Raw genomic sequence first — 17,401 nt, 5'->3', positions numbered from 1 at the left:
GTTTTTTCTTTATTCATAAGGAGCAGCCCATGAGGAGCGCCGATTCGTTACTTTACTTTATCCGTCCATATGCTCTATTTCTTTGGAGAGCCCTTCCTGAAAATCAATGATGACCATATCGGCCCCGATTTTTTTTATATGGTTCCACGGTACGCGGATTTCACTGCCATTCCTCATAAGCCCGAACCATTTGACTGAAGGGATGATCAACGTGGTAATTTGGCCAGTTTCGTCTATTTCCAAATCAGTCTGTCCGAGGATTCCCAATCTTTCGGCCCTGTTCACATCGACTATCTCTTTACCGCTCATTTCACTCAACCTCACTTTTCGCTCCCCCTTTTTCACCATATATTCCATCTATATCCGAAAAAGAAGAAGTTAGAAGGCTTTTCCGCAAATATTGTCCACTTCTCTTGCCTCTTCCTATTTTCAAGATTTACGCAAAAAAAAGCCTGACCATCCATTTTCAGAAGATGGCCAGACATATATAGTTTTATTTGTCCCAGTTTTCCAACGGGCTTACCAATGACAAGGAATGCTCCGTAAAGATTTGGTTTGCCAGATCATTAACGGTATCCTCCGTCACCTCGTCGATCTTTATGATGATATCGTCAAGGGAACGGTGCTCGCCTAACATGAGCTCATTCTTGCCATTACGGCTCATGCGGCTATTCGTGCTTTCAAGACTGAGCATCAAGCTGCCTTTAAGCTGCTCTTTACTGTTGCGCAATTCCTTTTCAGTGATGCCATCCCTTTTTAAGGTATCCAATGTTTCCTGAATCGTATCATACAGGCTATCTAATTGGCTTGTCCCTGTCCCGCCATAGACTGTCACCAAGCCGCTATCTTGGTAGCTCGAGTGATACGAGTATACTGAATAGGCCAGGCCTCGTTGCTCCCTGACGTCCTGAAATAGGCGGCTGCTCATGCTTCCCCCAAGGATATTGTTCAAGGTGATCAAGCTGTAGGTTTTATCATTGCCGATTTCCAACCCTTTGTACCCTAGGCATAAATGCGCTTGCTCCGTTTCCTTTTTACGGGTGATCCTATTTTGATGGAAAGCCGGCTTGATTAATTCAGGGCGATGTTCTCCACCTTGATACGATCCGAAGTAGCTTTCGACTTCTTTAATCAACTTTTCATCGACATTCCCAGCAATGGAGATTACCACTTTATCGGGTGTATACATATCATGGACGTATTTCTTTAATGTTTCACTATTGAATGTTTCAAGCGTTTCCTCCGTACCCAGGATCGGGTATCCAAGCGGATGTTTTTCATATACCGCCTGGCTTAAGAGGTCGTGAACAATATCATCCGGCGTGTCTTCATACATTTTAATCTCTTCATAAACAACATTTTTTTCTTTTTTTAGCTCTTCCTCATCAAAAGTGGAATTGAAGAACATATCTGCAAGGATTTCAAGTGCATAACTAGCATGGTTATCCATTACTTTTGCATAATAGCATGTGTATTCCTTTGATGTGAATGCATTCACCTGACCCCCGACGCTATCGAACGACTCGGCAATTTCCCGTGCATTCCTGGTTGTTGTCCCTTTGAAAAACATGTGTTCCAGAAAATGTGAAACTCCATTCAATTCAGGGGTTTCATTTCGGGAACCTGTTTTGATCCAAACTCCGATGGCCGCCGAGCGTACTGTTGGAATATTTTCCAATACAATTCTTACTCCGTTTTGACACGTGTATTTCTTAATCAACTAACATTCCTCCCAATCATTCTATGCTGCTAATATGACCCTGTCATGGGGTCAATCGCTTTTCATCTACTGCTTCTGAAACGGTAACCACATCTAAATTTTTCTTTTTTATTTCTATAATCAACGCTTCCAACGATTTTGCGGTAGATTCCGTAGGATGCATCAAGATGAAAGCACCTGGGTGGACCTTGGAAAGCACCCGTTGTTGAAGGACTTCAGGACTTGGCTTTTGCCAGTCGATCGTATCGACACTCCACATGACGGTCTCCATCCCGAAAGAGTCCGCAATTTGCACCGTTTCGTCCCGGTAGCTGCCGCTTGGGGGGGCGAACCATTTCATCTTCAAGCCTGTCACCGCTTCAATGACTTCGTTCGTTTTTCGAAGTTCTTCACGTGTAGCCTGTGCCGATATATTCTTCATATCGGGATGTGAATAAGAGTGGTTGCCGATTTCATGGCCCCCATCCTTGATCATCTTGGCCAATTCCGGATTATTCTTGGTCCAATTGCCTTCCAGGAAGAAGGTGGCCTTGACATTATTCTTTTTTAATACGGCCAGCATATCCTGTAAGTATTCATTTCCCCATGCCACATTTATCAAAAATGATACAACCGGCTTTTCGGGATGCGCCCGGTAAATCGGAGCGGGATCGAGATCCTTTACATGCACCTTTGCAGGGACCTGCTCGAAAACCAGTTTGTCTTCATCGAACTCGCCCGCCTTCTTCATGGCTTTATATGAACCATCAATATTAACCTTAAGGCCATTGTAGGCAGGAACGGTTTTCCAAACCGAATCTATCCGGGCGTCCTGTGGTGCAACCTCATATTTTTTCGTTGAATCTTGTATTTGTAAAAGAAGTTCATCTTCTTGCTTCATCGAAGCAACTGAATCATCCGTTAATTGGGCCAGATAAAGCTGTGTATATGGATTTTGCACTAATAACCATGATATACCTGCAATGGCACTTATCGCAACTATCTGCTTCCATTTATTATTCATTTTTTCCGCCCCCTTCATACCAGAATGTATGAAGAAAACGGACAAGGTAGAACATGCCATCCTTTTAATCCTATTTCCCTTGAGTCCGCTAGTTGCTCATTCAATAAAAAAAGCATGCAGATTCACAGGGAATCGCATGCCGGATATAAAAATTATTTTTATTACGATTGAGATGGATTGGCTGCCTCTTTTTGCTCTTTCAGGACAGCTTTGCGGGAAAGGTTCACCCTGCCTTGCTTGTCAATCTCGGTTACTTTTACCAATAACTCATCTCCAAGTGAAACGACATCTTCCACTTTTCCGACTCTTTCTTCAGCCAGTTCAGAAATATGTACCAAACCGTCCTTGCCATTGAAGATTTCAACGAATGCACCGAATTTTTCAATGCGCTTCACTTTACCTAAGTAAAGTTCACCCACCACGACTTCACGCACGATATCCTCAATGATTTTCTTCGCTTTTTGAATCATTGGCTCATCTGTTGATGAGATGAACACCGTTCCATCTTGTTCGATGTCGATCTTCACGCCAGTTTCTTCAATGATTTTATTGATATGCTTTCCGCTAGGTCCAATGACATCACGGATTTTATCCGGGTTAATGGTCATGGTAACGATTTTAGGAGCATACTTGGATAACTGCTCACGCGGTTGTTTAATGGTTGACATCATGGATTCCAAGATATGCATCCGGCCATGTTTCGCTTGAAGTAATGCCTCTTCCAGGATTTCCTTTGAAAGACCTTCAATTTTAATATCCATTTGCAGTGCAGTCACACCTTTTGATGTTCCAGCGACTTTAAAGTCCATATCCCCCAAGTGATCTTCCATCCCTTGAATGTCAGTCAGGATCGTATAGTGCTCGCCCGTTTTTACAAGTCCCATCGCTATACCGGCAACTGGGGCTTTCAATGGTACACCGGCATCCATCATTGCCAAAGTGCTTGCACAGATACTTGCTTGTGAAGTTGAACCGTTTGATTCAAGGACTTCCGATACAAGCCTGATTGTATATGGGAAATCTTTGTCATTAGGGATAACTGGTTCCAATGCTCTTTCACCAAGTGCACCATGACCGATTTCCCGGCGGCCTGCCCCACGGATCGGTCCCGTTTCACCGACACTGAAATGCGGGAAGTTATAGTGGTGCATAAAGCGTTTTGACTCTTCTGTTCCGAGTCCGTCCAAAATCTGGACATCACCCAATGCACCTAATGTACAAATCGATAGCGCTTGGGTTTGTCCTCGTGTGAACAATCCAGAACCATGTGTACGGGGCAAGATGGTGACTTCTGAAGATAATGGTCTGATTTCATCAGGATTCCTGCCGTCTGGACGAACTTTTTCTTCCGTAATTAAACGTCGGACTTCGGATTTAACCAGTTTATTCAGGATTTCTTTGATTTGCTTTAGCTTAGCTTCATCTGTCTCTTCTTCATAATTGGCCAATACACGATCTTTTACCACTTTAATCGCGTCTTCGCGAGCATGTTTTTCCTGAACTTGCACTGCTTTGTTCAAGTCCGCTTCACAATGGCCCTTCACTTCCGCTTCAAGGTCTGCATCCACTTTATATAAAGCGATCTGCATTTTCTCTTTGCCGATTTCCGCAACGATTTTCTCCTGGAATGCAATGACCTTCTTGATTTCGTCATGACCGAACATGATGGCTTCGAGCATCGTTTCTTCAGGTACTTCATTCGCCCCCGCTTCAACCATGTTAATAGCATCTTTAGTACCGGCAACCGTCAGATTGATGTCACTTTGTGCGAGTTGGTCAACAGTAGGGTTAATGATGAATTCATTATTGATCCTTCCCACAACCACTCCGGCAATCGGACCTTCGAACGGGATATCGGAAACGGAAAGAGCTAAGGATGAACCAAGCATCGCTGCCATTTCAGTAGAGCAATCTTGATCGACACTCATGACCATGCTGATGATCTGGACATCATTCCTGAAGCCATCCGCGAATAATGGACGAATCGGACGGTCAATTAAGCGGCTCGCAAGAATCGCCCTTTCACTCGGCCGGCCTTCACGCTTAATGAATCCTCCCGGAATTTTGCCGACTGCATAAAGCCTTTCTTCATAATTGACTGTCAAAGGGAAGAAATCGACATTTCTCGGTTCCTTCGAAGCCGTCGCCGTACTTAATACAGCAGTCTCTCCATAACGGACCATTACTGCTCCGTTGGCTTGTTTGGCCAATTGCCCTATTTCCACCGTAACATTACGGCCGGCCCAATCAAATGAATACGTATGTTTTTCCTGTCCCATTCATTAAACCCCTCTCTGAATCTTCACTTAGAGGCTTAGTTTACCTAAACCTGTATTGGATTAAATCATTTATATGTGAAAGTAACTGAACTCAAGTAAAAACCAAACTATTCCTATTATGCACGAAAAAAACAAGCATTAACAGTAAAATGAATAAAAATTTCACTCATTTGAATATGTATATCCTGATCATTTATAAACGGAAAAAGACCCGGCTCACGCCGAGTCCCAAGGACGAAGGCTCAGCCTTAAAGTAGAACACGTCCAAATCATTTGATTAACATCAAAAAAGCGGGAAATTTCCCGCCTTCCTGAAAAAATTATCTACGTAGACCTAATTTGTTAATTAGTGTACGGTAACGAGTAACGTCTTTGTTACGTAGGTAAGTTAAAAGATTACGACGTTTACCTACCATTTTAAGAAGACCGCGACGTGAATGGTGGTCTTTTTTGTGAGTGCGTAGGTGACCATTCAAGTTGTTGATTTCTTCTGTTAATACCGCGATTTGCACTTCTGGAGATCCAGTGTCAGTATCGTGAGTTCTGAACTCAGCGATTAGTTCGTTTTTGCGTACTTGTGTAATTGCCATGTTATTATTCCTCCTAAAATTCTGTAAAATCACCTATTACCGAGCCAGCGTCGGAGTCTCGACTAGCCAAGCAATGGTTATTTTCATACATATAATAGAATACATGCATTTCACTAAAATTGCAAGTCCTGTCTTCTGTTTAACCTATCGTCATTCGAGTTCGGCAAAATATGCGATTGCATTTTCCTTGTCTGTTTCAATCTGGGCAACCAATGCTTCAAGCCCGGAAAACTTCTGCTCACTCCGTAGCCTAACATGCCATTCGACTGAAACCTGGCTGCCATAAATATCTCCCGAAAAATCCAAGGCATGAACCTCCACAGTTGGATATTTAGGCTTATCTTCATGGAATGTAGGTTTATAACCGACATTACAAACTCCGCGATACCATTTGCCGCCTATGTTGATCCTCACGGCATATACGCCCGCAGCAGGGAAAATGTAATCATCGCTCACTTCGATATTAGCAGTGGGAAAACCGAGCTTCCTTCCCCTTTTTTCACCGTGAACGACATGCCCCTTCGTTATGAAGCGACGGCCCGCCAAATGATAAAAGTCGGTAAAATCACCATTGCCGAGTGTCTCCCTGATTCGCGTCGAGCTAACCTTTTCATCTTCGAGTGTCTGCTTGGCAACGACCGTCTGTGAGAATCTTCCTTGAGCGTAAACAGGCAGGTCTTCCATCGAACCTTGGCCATAGCGGCCATATGAATAGTCAAAACCGGCAACTACGTGGCGGACATTCAGCCCTACGATGTATTCATCAACGAAACGTTCCGGCAGTACCGAAGCGAACTCCTTACTGAAATGGACAATGAATAAATAATCTATCTCCATCGACTCGATGATAGCCACCTTATCTTCAAGTGGGGTAATGTAGCGGATATTTTCCGTTTTCCTTCCCAAAACTGCGGAAGGATGCGGATCAAAAGTCATGACGGCTGACTTCAGGTTCATTTCCTCAGCTTTTTGCTTGGCAGTTTGTATTACGATCTGATGGCCTTTATGTATTCCATCAAAAAATCCAAGCGCCATAACAAGCTCAGGAAAATCATCCGAATTAAATTGATGAGGATGCTCTATTGCAATCACTTTCACCTTTCAATCTCCTCTTTCCGACGGCAAAACGGTCTATGATTCTTGTGCCAATACTTTTACAGGTTTGATTAATCCTTCTTTTGACGGATGTACTTGATAAATGGCAATCGCCTTATCGGATGGGTCCACCATCACAAAGGGCTCCCCAATTTCGGCAGTGACATCCCCTGTTTGTTCTAATACCGCACCGTTGAGTACTTTCTTTGCTACTTTATCACTAATCTTACATTTCGGCAAATGAAATAATCCCCGCTCTAAAGGCAATAGAAAATCATCCGATTGTCCTGTTTCCATCAATGCTTCCACATCGGCAAACGTGAAGCAGTCATCAAGCTTGAAGCCGGCTGATTCAATCCGGATCAAGTCTGACATATGGGCAGGTATGCCAAGCTTTGCTCCCATCATGACGGCAAGCGTCCTGATATACGTGCCTTTACTGCACTTGACGCGAAAACGAAAAGAAATCGTATCTCCCTTAAATACCTCGCGATCATCAAGAAGGGTCATTTCGTAGATGGTTATCTCCCTTGTCGGTCTCTCCACTTCAATACCGGCTCGGGCATATTCGTACAGCTTCTTCCCGTTCACCTTAACAGCTGAAAACATGGGCGGGGTTTGTTCAATTTTTCCCGTCAAGGATTCCAGCATATCCAAGATCCGTTCACGCGGAATCTCTTCTTCTATCGTTTTCTCCTCGACCTTTTCACCGCTTGCATCTTCGGTTGTTGTGGAAAAACCGAGGGTCACTTCCCCTTCGTATGACTTGCCGGCTTCTGTCAGATACTCAGCAACCTTCGTTGCCCTGCCGATACAAATTGGCAAAACTCCCGTTACATCGGGATCCAATGTCCCCGTATGTCCAACTTTTTTTGTTTTCAAAATCTTTCTTAATTTAAAAACACAATCATGTGATGTCATTCCCTTTGGTTTCCATAATGGAAGAATACCATTCATCGCCGTCACCTCATCATTCATTTTCAAAAAAAAGGAACCGACTTCAAGAAGTGCAAAGCACTTACCTGAGTCGGCCCCCTTTTTACTGCTTGCTTATTCTTCGTCTTTTTCAGCCGGTTTATCCTCTGAATGGATTTGGGAAATCAATGACTCGATGCGATTACCGTAATCGACCGATTCATCAAATTCAAAAAACAGTTCAGGTGTTTTACGCAGGCGGATTCTTTGCCCGATCTCGGAACGCATGAATCCTTTGGCCTTTGCTAGCCCTTGCAGTGTTTTTTCCCGTTGCTCCTGGTCACCCAGAACGGAAATGTAAACTGTTGCTTGTTGTAGGTCTCCTGTAACCGCCACATCCGTTACGGTTACAAATCCGATCCTTGGGTCTTTTATTTTGCGGCCAATAATTTCACTCAGCTCTTTTTTCATTTGTTCGCCAACACGATTTGAACGAAGGCTCATAATATCACCTCATTAGCCTAAAGCCAGTCTATATCTGTTATTGTTCGCTCTAGTTCCGGAAAAGAATCTAGAAATTTAAGGGCATTTTGAAGCTCCCTCTCGGTAGCCTTCCTTGAGGATGATACGGTTACGATCGTGATCTTGCTACGCTGCCATAAATCCTGAAAATCGGTTTCGGCTACCGATATATTGAACTTTTGTTTAAGCCGTGTGATGACACGCTGTAACACGGCCCGTTTTTCCTTCAATGAATGGGTGTCATGGATGATGCATTCACATTGGACAGAGCCAACGATCATTTACGCTCGATCTCTTCCATTACATATGCTTCAATTACATCGCCTTCTTTAAGATCGTTGTAATTCTTAATGGTGATACCGCACTCATAGTTCGTGGCCACTTCTTTAACGTCATCTTTAAAACGTTTCAATGCATCAATTTCACCTTCGAAAATGACGACACCTTGACGAATCAAGCGGATTCCGCTATCACGTGTGATTTTTCCTTCCGTAACATAAGAACCGGCAATCGTGCCGACCTTAGATACCTTAAACGTCGTACGGACCTCAGCCTGACCGATGATTTTCTCTTCAAATTCAGGGTCAAGCATCCCTTTCATGGCCGACTCGATTTCTTCGATCGCTTTATAGATGATGCGGTGAAGGCGTACATCGACATTTTCCGATTCAGCTGCACGCTTCGCATTCACGTCAGGACGGACGTTAAATCCGATGACGATGGCGTTTGAAGCTGTTGCAAGGATGATATCGGACTCCGTGATTGCGCCGACGCCAGTGTGAATGATTTTCACTTTAGCGCCTTCCACTTCTATTTTATTCAGGGAGGCTGCAACTGCTTCCGCAGAACCTTGAACATCCGCTTTCAAGATGATGTTCAATTCTTTAATTTCCCCTTCTTTCATTTGTTCGAACAGTGTATCAAGGGTCACGCGAGATTTTTCATTACGCTGTGAAGCCAGCTGCCTTTGCGCACGAACCTCGCCGACTTGACGGGCCGTTTTCTCATCTTCGAAGACGATGAAACGGTCACCTGCTTGTGGAACTTCGTTCAAACCAGTGATTTCAACCGGTGTGGATGGACCTGCATCCTTCACTCTGCGGCCAAGATCATTGACCATTGCACGCACACGGCCGAATGTATTACCGATAACGATCGGATCTCCGACTTTCAATGTACCGTTTTGGACAAGCAATGTCGCAACAGAACCGCGCCCTTTATCCAGACGTGCTTCGATGACCGTTCCGTTCGCTTTACGGTCTGGATTCGCTTTATACTCCTCCACTTCGCTTACAAGCAGAATCATTTCAAGCAAGCTATCGATGCCTTCGCCTTTTTTCGCTGAAATAGGTACGAATATGGTATCTCCGCCCCATGCTTCGGAAACCAGGCCATGCTCAGTCAATTCTTGCATAACGCGATCTGGGTTGGCCGCTTCTTTATCCATTTTATTGACAGCGACGATAATAGGAACTTCAGCCGCTTTCGCATGGTTGATCGCTTCAACCGTTTGAGGCATAACGCCGTCATCCGCTGCAACGACTAGGATCGTGATATCCGTAACCTGAGCACCGCGGGCACGCATCGTTGTAAATGCAGCATGTCCCGGCGTATCAAGGAACGTGATTTTCTTGTCGTTTACTTTAACCTGATAGGCACCGATGTGCTGTGTGATTCCGCCAGCTTCGCCTTCCGTTACTTTAGTGTGGCGAATTGAATCGAGCAATGTCGTTTTACCATGGTCAACGTGTCCCATAATCGTTACGACAGCCGGACGTTCAATCAAGTCTTCAGAAGCATCCTCAGTAACCAATGATTCAAGATCGGTTAGGTCTACACGGATTTCCTCTTCTACCTCTACGCCGTACTCGGCACAAATCAATTCAATCGCGTCTTTTTCCAAGGTTTGATTAATTGTGGCCATAACTCCAAGCATAAAGAGCTTCTTAATGATTTCAGAAGGTTCACGGTGAAGTTTTTTTCCAAGCTCCATAACGGTCAAAGACTCATAAAACGTAATCTTCTCAGGCAGTTCCCTTTCTTTCCGCTTTGTAACAGGAGCCGCAGGCGCTTGTTGCCTTTGTTTATTATTTTTGTTCTTGTTATTTCTGTTCCGGTTAAACTGGCCTGCCGGTTTTTTCGTACCTACAGGTTTAACAGGTGGTTTTTTCTTAAGCTTTTCTTTATTGACCGTGCTCTTCTCATCTGCTTCCGCTTCGTATTTTGCAACGGTAGCGTTAGCTTTAGGTTCAGCAGCCTGACTTTTATCTTCATTACTAGGTTTAATTGAATCATTTAGTTTATTTACAGTTGAATCGTCTAATGCTGTCATATGATTTGTTACCTCTATGTTCATTTCTTTAAGTTTATTTATTACATCCTTGCTTGAAACGTTCTTTTGTTTTGCATATTCATATACACGCAATTTTGTCATACGTTCACCCCCGTAAAATTTAATCGAGCAGCGTTCGGAGTTTTTGTGCAAAACCTTCATCCAGAACTGCGACGGCAACTCTAGCATCCTTGCCTATCGCATGGCCGAGCATGGACCTGCTTTCGACTCTTTTTAAAGGAACCTGATAAAATGCGCACTTATCAGATATTTTTTTTTCAGTGTTTTTTGAAGCGTCCGCGGATAAAATAACAACTTTGGCATTACCGCTTCTAATCTCTTTAACCACTAATTCTTCACCCGAAATTAGCTTGCGTGCTCGATTGGCCAATCCTAATAGAGACATCCATTGTTGTTGTTGGGTCATGATGTTTAGTTTTTCTCCTCATTCACTAATTCAAGCAATTGTTCATAAAGGGAAGAATCGATTTGGGTACTAAGGTGATTAGCCAGCACATTTTTCTTTTTGGCCAGCTCGATAATATCCCGATCAAGAGTCAAATAAGCTCCCCTTCCCGATTTCTTCCCGGTCGGATCAAGGCTGACTTCCCCTTCTTTAGATCGAACGACGCGGATGAGTTCCTTCTTGGGCTTCATTTCGCCCGTCGCCACACATTTACGCATCGGGATTTTTTTTCGGCTATTCATCTTTTTTCACCTCTGGATTACTCGTTATCCTCTTCGAAGTCTGTTTCCTCATCATTAACATAACTATCTCTGCTCAAAAGGAATTCCTGTTCTTCCACTGGATAGATTCCAGCTTCGCGTGCTTCCGTTTCACTCTTGATATCAATCTTCCAGCCGGTGAGTTTGGCAGCCAAACGTGCATTTTGTCCACGCTTGCCGATTGCCAGGGAAAGTTGATAATCAGGGACAATGACGGTCGTCGCTTTTTCTTCTTCTTTTACGATGACTTCGAGAACTTTTGAAGGACTTAAGGCATTCGCAACGAAAATGACCGGGTTCTCCGACCATTTGACGATATCGATTTTTTCGCCTTTCAGTTCATTGACGATGGCCTGAACACGTTGTCCTTTTTGGCCTACACAGGAACCTACAGGATCTACCTCTTCGTTATCGGAGTGAACGGAGATTTTCGAACGGTCGCCTGCTTCGCGGGCAACTGACTTGATTTCCACCGTACCATCGAAAATTTCAGGCACTTCGATTTCGAATAAACGTTTTAATAGTCCTGGATGTGACCGGGATACAAAAATTTGCGGGCCCTTCGATGTCTTCTCAACTTTCGTGATGAAAACTTTGATGCGATCATGAGGTTTATACTGTTCATTCGGCATTTGCTCGTTCACTGGAAGCAAAGCTTCTATTTTTCCTAAGCTTACATAGATGAAGCGGGAATCTTGGCGTTGGACGATGCCCGTCATGATATCTTCCTCGCGGTCGATGAATTCGGAATAGATGATGCCTCGTTCTGCTTCACGAACCCTTTGAGTGACGACTTGTTTCGCTGTTTGCGCAGCGATGCGGCCAAAGTCCTTAGGCGTAACTTCCATTTCGACAACGTCTTCTAACTGATAGTTGGGATCGATTGCTCTTGCTTCTTCAACAGAAATTTCCAGACGCGAATCGAATACTTCGTCAACAACGTCTTTTCTCGCAAATACGCGCATCGTTCCTTTACCAAGATTCAAGTCGATACGTACATTTTGCGCTTGGTTGAAGTTACGACGGTATGCCGATATAAGAGCAGCTTCAATCGCATCGATTAAAACTTCCCTGGAAATTCCTTTTTCGTTTTCTAAAATATAGAGAGCATCCAATAACTCATTGCCCATGGTGATCCCCCTTACGGATATTTAATTAATGATTTACTTGACTTAAGAGAAGGTAATTGCCAGCCTTGCTTTGGCTACCTTTTCGAATGGTATGACGATCGTTTTCTTGCGTGTCTTGATCCTGACTTCCAGCGTCACTTCTTTACCGTCGAAACTGGTTAGGATTCCTTCGAATTCTTTTTCATCCAAAATTGGTTCGTATGTTTTTATGTAAACATTTTTACCGATAGCGTTAAGGAAATCCTTCTCTTTTTTTAAAGGCCTTTCAGCTCCCGGTGATGAAACTTCGAGAAAATAATTTTGTGGAATCGGATCAACCTCATCAAGCTTTTCACTAAGTTTTTCACTCACATTTCCGCAATCATCAATATCTACGCCTGTTTCTTTATCAATGTAAACTCGAAGGAACCAGCTTTTACCTTCCTTCACATACTCTACTTCAACTAATTCAAGCTGCAATTCTTCAAGAATTGGTGATGCTAATTCCTCTACAACTTCCGTTACCTTTTTACTCATTTGTTTCCTCCATACGTGCGTTGTATGCGCTTGGTTTCGGATTCAAAATTAAATGGTCAATACAACACGAAAGAGTGGGTTTCCCCACTCTTGCCATTGGTTCCTCTTAGTATTTCCAATAAAAATATACCATAATCAAGATATTTTTGCAAATATCATGTCTGTTCCTTCCTTTTTGGCACTCGTTCCCACATTAAAACAAGGATAATTGATTTTGTTCAGGCAATGACTCCAGGCAACCCTGTTTATCAAGGTATTCAAGAATCGTTTTGGAAACCTTCCCCCGTTGCTGCAGGTCTTCCTTCGAAAGGAATTCACCATTTCCGCGTGCGTTGACGATATTGATGGCAGCATTCGTACCTAGGCCAGGTATCGAATTGAAAGGAGGTATCAAAGTGTTTCCTTCTATTATGAACTGGTCGGCACTGGATTTGTACAAATCGACCTTAGCAAATGCATAGCCGCGTTCACACATTTCCAAAGCCAATTCAAGAACGGTCAATGTATTCTTTTCCTTTGTGGAAGCATCCAATCCCTTTACCATGATTTCTTCCATTTTCGCTTTGATCGCTTGCGATCCCCTTGTCATGGCGTCGATTTCAAAGTCATCGGCACGCACCGTGAAGTAAGCCGCATAATACAATAAGGGCAGATGCACTTTGAAATAAGCAATCCTGACAGCCATCAAGACGTAGGCTGCGGCATGGGCTTTCGGGAACATGTATTTTATTTTCTTGCAAGAATCGATATACCATTCCGGCACTTCGTTTTTGCGCATCTCCTCTTCAAATTCCTCGGATAGTCCTTTCCCTTTCCGGACCGATTCCATGATTTTGAACGCGAGGGAGGGTTCGAGTCCTTGGTAAATGAGATACACCATGATATCATCCCGACACCCAATAACCTCACTCAGTGTACAAATCCGGTTGTGTATCAGCTCTTGGGCATTGCTCAACCATACATCCGTTCCGTGTGACAGTCCGGAAATCTGGACAAGTTCGGAGAATGTAGTCGGTTTCGTGTCTTCAAGCATCTGCCGAACGAAACGCGTACCAAATTCAGGAATACCGAGTGTACCCGTTTTACACATGATCTGTTCTTCGGTCACTCCTAATGATTCCGTACTGCTGAATATTTTCATCACTTCGGGATCATCTGTAGGAATGGTCTTAGGATCGATGCCGCTCAAATCTTGAAGCATGCGAATTACAGTTGGATCATCATGACCGAGTATATCGAGCTTCAAGATATTATCATGAATGGAATGGAAATCAAAATGTGTCGTTTTCCACTCGGAATTCCTGTCATCCGCCGGGAATTGGATCGGAGTGAAATCATAAATGTCCATATAATCCGGTACGACGATGATACCGCCGGGATGCTGCCCCGTTGTCCGTTTTACACCCGTGCAGCCTGCAACGAGGCGATCAGTCTCTGCCCCGCGCATGTGGAGGTTGTTATCGGCAGAGTATCCCTTCACATATCCATAAGCCGTTTTCTCAGCTACAGTACCAATCGTTCCCGCACGATATACGTATTCCTCACCGAATAGGACCTTCGTATAATTATGGGCCTTCGGCTGGTATTCACCGGAAAAGTTCAAATCGATATCGGGAACCTTATCGCCCTTGAACCCCAGAAAGGTTTCAAACGGGATATCATGACCGTCTTTTGTATAAGGGATGCCGCAATCCGGACAGTCTTTATCCGGAAGGTCGAATCCTGAACCTACAGAACCGTCATTGAAGAATTCGGATTTCTTGCACTCCGGACATACATAGTGCGGCGGTAGCGGATTCACCTCTGTGATTTCGGTCATCGTGGCAACGAAGGACGATCCGACAGACCCCCTGGAACCAACGAGATACCCGTCATTCAATGATTTTTTAACTAGTTTATGGGAAATTAAGTAAATGACGGCAAACCCATGCCCAATGATGCTTTTCAATTCCTTCTCAAGACGGGCTTCCACGATTTCCGGCAGGTTGTCTCCGTATATCTTCCTTGCCATGCCATAACTCATCTCGCGCATTTCTTCATCTGCACCTTCAATTTTAGGTGTATATAGATCATCTTTGATTGGTTTGATATCCTCGATCATATCAGCGATTTTGTTCGTGTTCGCCACCACTACCTCCTTCGCCTTATCAGCGCCAAGGAAGGAGAACTCCCGCAGCATCTCATCCGTTGTCCGGAAATGCACGTCGGGCAGCTTATGACGATTGAGCGGATTCGCTCCCCCTTGTGAATTCACGAGGATTTTACGATAAATTTTATCATTGGGGTCCAAATAATGAACATTCCCCGTGGCCACCACTGGCTTATCCAGTTTTTCACCAAGCTTGACGATATTAGAGATGATCGTTTCCAACGACTTATCATCGCGGACAAACTCCAGCTCAATCAAGTGCTGATAAACTTCCTTCGGATGGATTTCAAGGTAATCGTAAAAATCGGCAATTTCGACGACTTCCTCGAAGCCCTTCTGCATCATTCCTTCAAATACTTCCCCTTTGTCACAGCCGGATCCTACCAGGATACCCTCCCGATACTTTTTAAGTTGTGAACGCGGCAGACGGGGCACACGATAATAGTAATCGATATGAGATATCGATATTAATTTGAAAAGGTTTTTTAGTCCTGCCTGAGTTTGTGCGATCAATGTACAATGGGATGGACGGGAACGCTGATAAGCATTTCCCTTTCCCATATTGTCATTCAGCTGATCGTGATGGGTAATTTCTTTTGCCATTGCATCCTTCAGCATCTTCAGCATAAGGTATCCTGTGGCTTCGGCATCATAAATGGCCCTGTGATGCTGGGTCAAGTCGATGTCGAACTTTTTGCACAATGTATTTAACCGGTGATTTTTAAACTCTGGGTAAAGAAACCGGGCAAGCTCCAACGTATCCAGGACAGGGTTGGCTGCCTTCGGATATCCAATGTTTTTATAACCAATATTTAAAAAGCCCATATCAAAAGCAGCGTTGTGGGCAACGAGGATCGCATCCCCGGCCCAAGCCTTGAACTTTTCCAATACTTCTGCAACTTCCGGCGCGTTTTCGACAAGGTCATCCGTGATTCCCGTCAACTCAATCGTCGTATTCGATAACGGATGATGGGGATTCGCGAATGACTCGAAGCGGTCGATTATATCGCCATCACGAATTTTCACTGCAGCAAATTCAATGATCGTATCATAAACGGCCGACAGGCCTGTCGTCTCAACGTCAAATACAACATAAGTGGCATCTGCCAAAGAAATATGTGCCTCATTATAAACGATAGGCACCCCGTCATTCACAAGATTCACTTCAACGCCATATAGGATTTTGATGCCATTCTTTTTGCCTGCACTATAAGCTTCTGGGAATGATTGTGCACCTGCATGATCCGTTATCGCCACAGCCTTATGCCCCCACTTAGCAGCCTGTGCAACAAGTGCGGACGTAGGTGTTACCGCATCCATCTGGCTCATCGGCGTGTGCATGTGCAGTTCCACCCGTTTTTCCCCTTCAGGTGCCTTATCCTGGCGGCCTTGCTTGGAGATTTCATTGATATCATTTGCAATCATAACCAGGTCACGAACGAATGTATCGTTTTGGATGCTCCCCTGTGCCCGTACCCACATGCCTTTTTTCACACGGGCAAGTATGGCAGCATCCTCTTTGTCCCGTGAAAACATCTTCACTAATATCGAACTGGTATAATCGGTCACTTTAAACGTTAACAGGCTGCGCCCGCTGCGAAGCTCACGCACCTCTGCATCAAATACATAGCCTTCAATCGCGATCCTGCGCTCTTCATCGATAATTTGTTCGATCCTGCGAAAATCCGCATCTTCTTTAATTGTATAACCAATTTTAACAGGACCATCGTAGGCGCCATCGTCGCTGCCTTTTTCCGATTCCTTCTTCTGCATTTCAACTAATGCAGCCAGACCTTTTTCCGCGTCTTCTTTTTGTTTCTCTTCCAAGAACTTTTGGTAATCGGGATTCGATACCGCTTCCTTCACTTCCGCCTCCAGAGTAAGCGGAGGGAAGCCAAAGGTTTGGTATATATTCGAAATGATGCCGGAATATTTTCGTTTCAACTGCCCTGCCTCTGTATCATTCCGAGCACTTATGATCAGTTTATGTCCATTGACAGCGGGCTCTTGTTCATCCAGAAGCGACAAAAGAGCCGGAGACATGCCATCTAGCTCCCTGATACAGTTCTTCCAATATTCTTTAATCAGTTGTTCCGTCACTTGAGGATTGTCCACATTCAAGGTGAAGGTCACTTTGGCAATATGGGAAAATGTACTCGCTAAATGTGTAGCAAATCTTGTATGGACACTGCAAGGTATCAATGCAGGTATATTAAAGGCAAAATGCCATGTTTTGGACTCTCTCTCAATCGAGAGCTTGTCAATTTCGGCACCAATGAAAAAATTCACAAAGGCATCCTCAATCAAGCCCATTTGCTGGAGCAAGAGTTGAAATCTCTCTCTACCGCTATTGGGATTTTGATCCATTTCCTCTCTCCCCTATCTATTATCTCTTAAGATATTATTCATTTTCACTCTGATATC

General features: G+C 44.1%; 15 protein-coding genes. All 15 read right to left on the bottom strand.

What is annotated here, in order from left to right:
* Window positions 1-57 precede the first annotated feature (57 nt).
* The 15 genes from QNI08_RS06680 to QNI08_RS06610 all read right to left on the bottom strand — a co-directional run bounded on the left by QNI08_RS06680 (window position 58) and on the right by QNI08_RS06610 (window position 17,344).
* Window positions 58-324 (bottom strand): YlmC/YmxH family sporulation protein, encoded by a 267-nt coding sequence (locus QNI08_RS06680; protein WP_285766638.1) that lies wholly within the window; start codon window positions 322-324, stop codon window positions 58-60.
* Window positions 325-493: 169 nt separating this feature from the next.
* Window positions 494-1,720, bottom strand: coding sequence for a M16 family metallopeptidase (locus tag QNI08_RS06675; protein WP_285766637.1), 1,227 nt, complete (start codon window positions 1,718-1,720; stop codon window positions 494-496).
* Window positions 1,721-1,763: 43 nt separating this feature from the next.
* The gene (locus tag QNI08_RS06670) at window positions 1,764-2,723 is read right to left on the bottom strand and encodes a polysaccharide deacetylase family protein (RefSeq protein ID WP_285766636.1); all 960 of its coding nucleotides are present in this window, start codon (window positions 2,721-2,723) and stop codon (window positions 1,764-1,766) included.
* A 161-nt stretch (window positions 2,724-2,884) separates the two neighbouring features.
* Complete coding sequence (gene pnp / locus QNI08_RS06665; protein ID WP_285766635.1) at window positions 2,885-5,002, bottom strand: polyribonucleotide nucleotidyltransferase; 2,118 nt, start codon at window positions 5,000-5,002, stop codon at window positions 2,885-2,887.
* 320 nt (window positions 5,003-5,322) lie between these two features.
* Entirely contained in the window at window positions 5,323-5,592 is a 270-nt protein-coding gene (gene rpsO / locus QNI08_RS06660; protein ID WP_053345367.1) for a 30S ribosomal protein S15, read from the bottom strand.
* A 150-nt stretch (window positions 5,593-5,742) separates the two neighbouring features.
* On the bottom strand, window positions 5,743-6,690 hold the full coding sequence (gene ribF, locus QNI08_RS06655; RefSeq protein ID WP_285766634.1) for a bifunctional riboflavin kinase/FAD synthetase: 948 nt from the start codon (window positions 6,688-6,690) through the stop codon (window positions 5,743-5,745).
* A 33-nt stretch (window positions 6,691-6,723) separates the two neighbouring features.
* Window positions 6,724-7,644, bottom strand: coding sequence for a tRNA pseudouridine(55) synthase TruB (truB, locus tag QNI08_RS06650; RefSeq protein WP_285766633.1), 921 nt, complete (start codon window positions 7,642-7,644; stop codon window positions 6,724-6,726).
* 93 nt (window positions 7,645-7,737) lie between these two features.
* Window positions 7,738-8,106: a 30S ribosome-binding factor RbfA gene (gene rbfA, locus QNI08_RS06645; protein ID WP_285766632.1), complete on the bottom strand. Its 369-nt coding sequence runs from the start codon at window positions 8,104-8,106 to the stop codon at window positions 7,738-7,740.
* Window positions 8,107-8,123: 17 nt separating this feature from the next.
* Complete coding sequence (locus tag QNI08_RS06640; protein WP_285766631.1) at window positions 8,124-8,405, bottom strand: DUF503 domain-containing protein; 282 nt, start codon at window positions 8,403-8,405, stop codon at window positions 8,124-8,126.
* On the bottom strand, window positions 8,402-10,558 hold the full coding sequence (gene infB / locus QNI08_RS06635; protein WP_285766630.1) for a translation initiation factor IF-2: 2,157 nt from the start codon (window positions 10,556-10,558) through the stop codon (window positions 8,402-8,404). Before infB ends, QNI08_RS06640 begins: the two co-directional genes overlap by 4 nt.
* 19 nt (window positions 10,559-10,577) lie before the next feature.
* On the bottom strand, window positions 10,578-10,883 hold the full coding sequence (locus QNI08_RS06630; protein WP_061144653.1) for a YlxQ family RNA-binding protein: 306 nt from the start codon (window positions 10,881-10,883) through the stop codon (window positions 10,578-10,580).
* A gap of 5 nt (window positions 10,884-10,888) precedes the next feature.
* A complete protein-coding gene (gene rnpM, locus QNI08_RS06625; protein WP_285766629.1) occupies window positions 10,889-11,164 on the bottom strand; it encodes an RNase P modulator RnpM in 276 nt (91 codons plus the stop codon).
* A 17-nt stretch (window positions 11,165-11,181) separates the two neighbouring features.
* Window positions 11,182-12,312 carry a transcription termination factor NusA gene (nusA, locus tag QNI08_RS06620; protein ID WP_285766628.1) on the bottom strand — a complete coding sequence of 377 codons (1,131 nt, stop codon included), beginning with the start codon at window positions 12,310-12,312 and terminating at the stop codon, window positions 11,182-11,184.
* Between the two features lie 42 nt (window positions 12,313-12,354).
* Window positions 12,355-12,828, bottom strand: coding sequence for a ribosome maturation factor RimP (gene rimP, locus QNI08_RS06615; RefSeq protein ID WP_285766627.1), 474 nt, complete (start codon window positions 12,826-12,828; stop codon window positions 12,355-12,357).
* 193 nt (window positions 12,829-13,021) lie between these two features.
* The gene (locus QNI08_RS06610) at window positions 13,022-17,344 is read right to left on the bottom strand and encodes a PolC-type DNA polymerase III (protein ID WP_285766626.1); all 4,323 of its coding nucleotides are present in this window, start codon (window positions 17,342-17,344) and stop codon (window positions 13,022-13,024) included.
* Window positions 17,345-17,401 lie beyond the last annotated feature (57 nt).

Origin of the sequence: Peribacillus folii, assembly GCF_030271255.1 — a bacterium.
Lineage (GTDB): Bacteria > Bacillota > Bacilli > Bacillales > DSM-1321 > Peribacillus.
The sequence above is the reverse complement of the archived record's forward strand: the minus strand, read 5'-3'. Positions and strand labels throughout refer to the sequence as shown.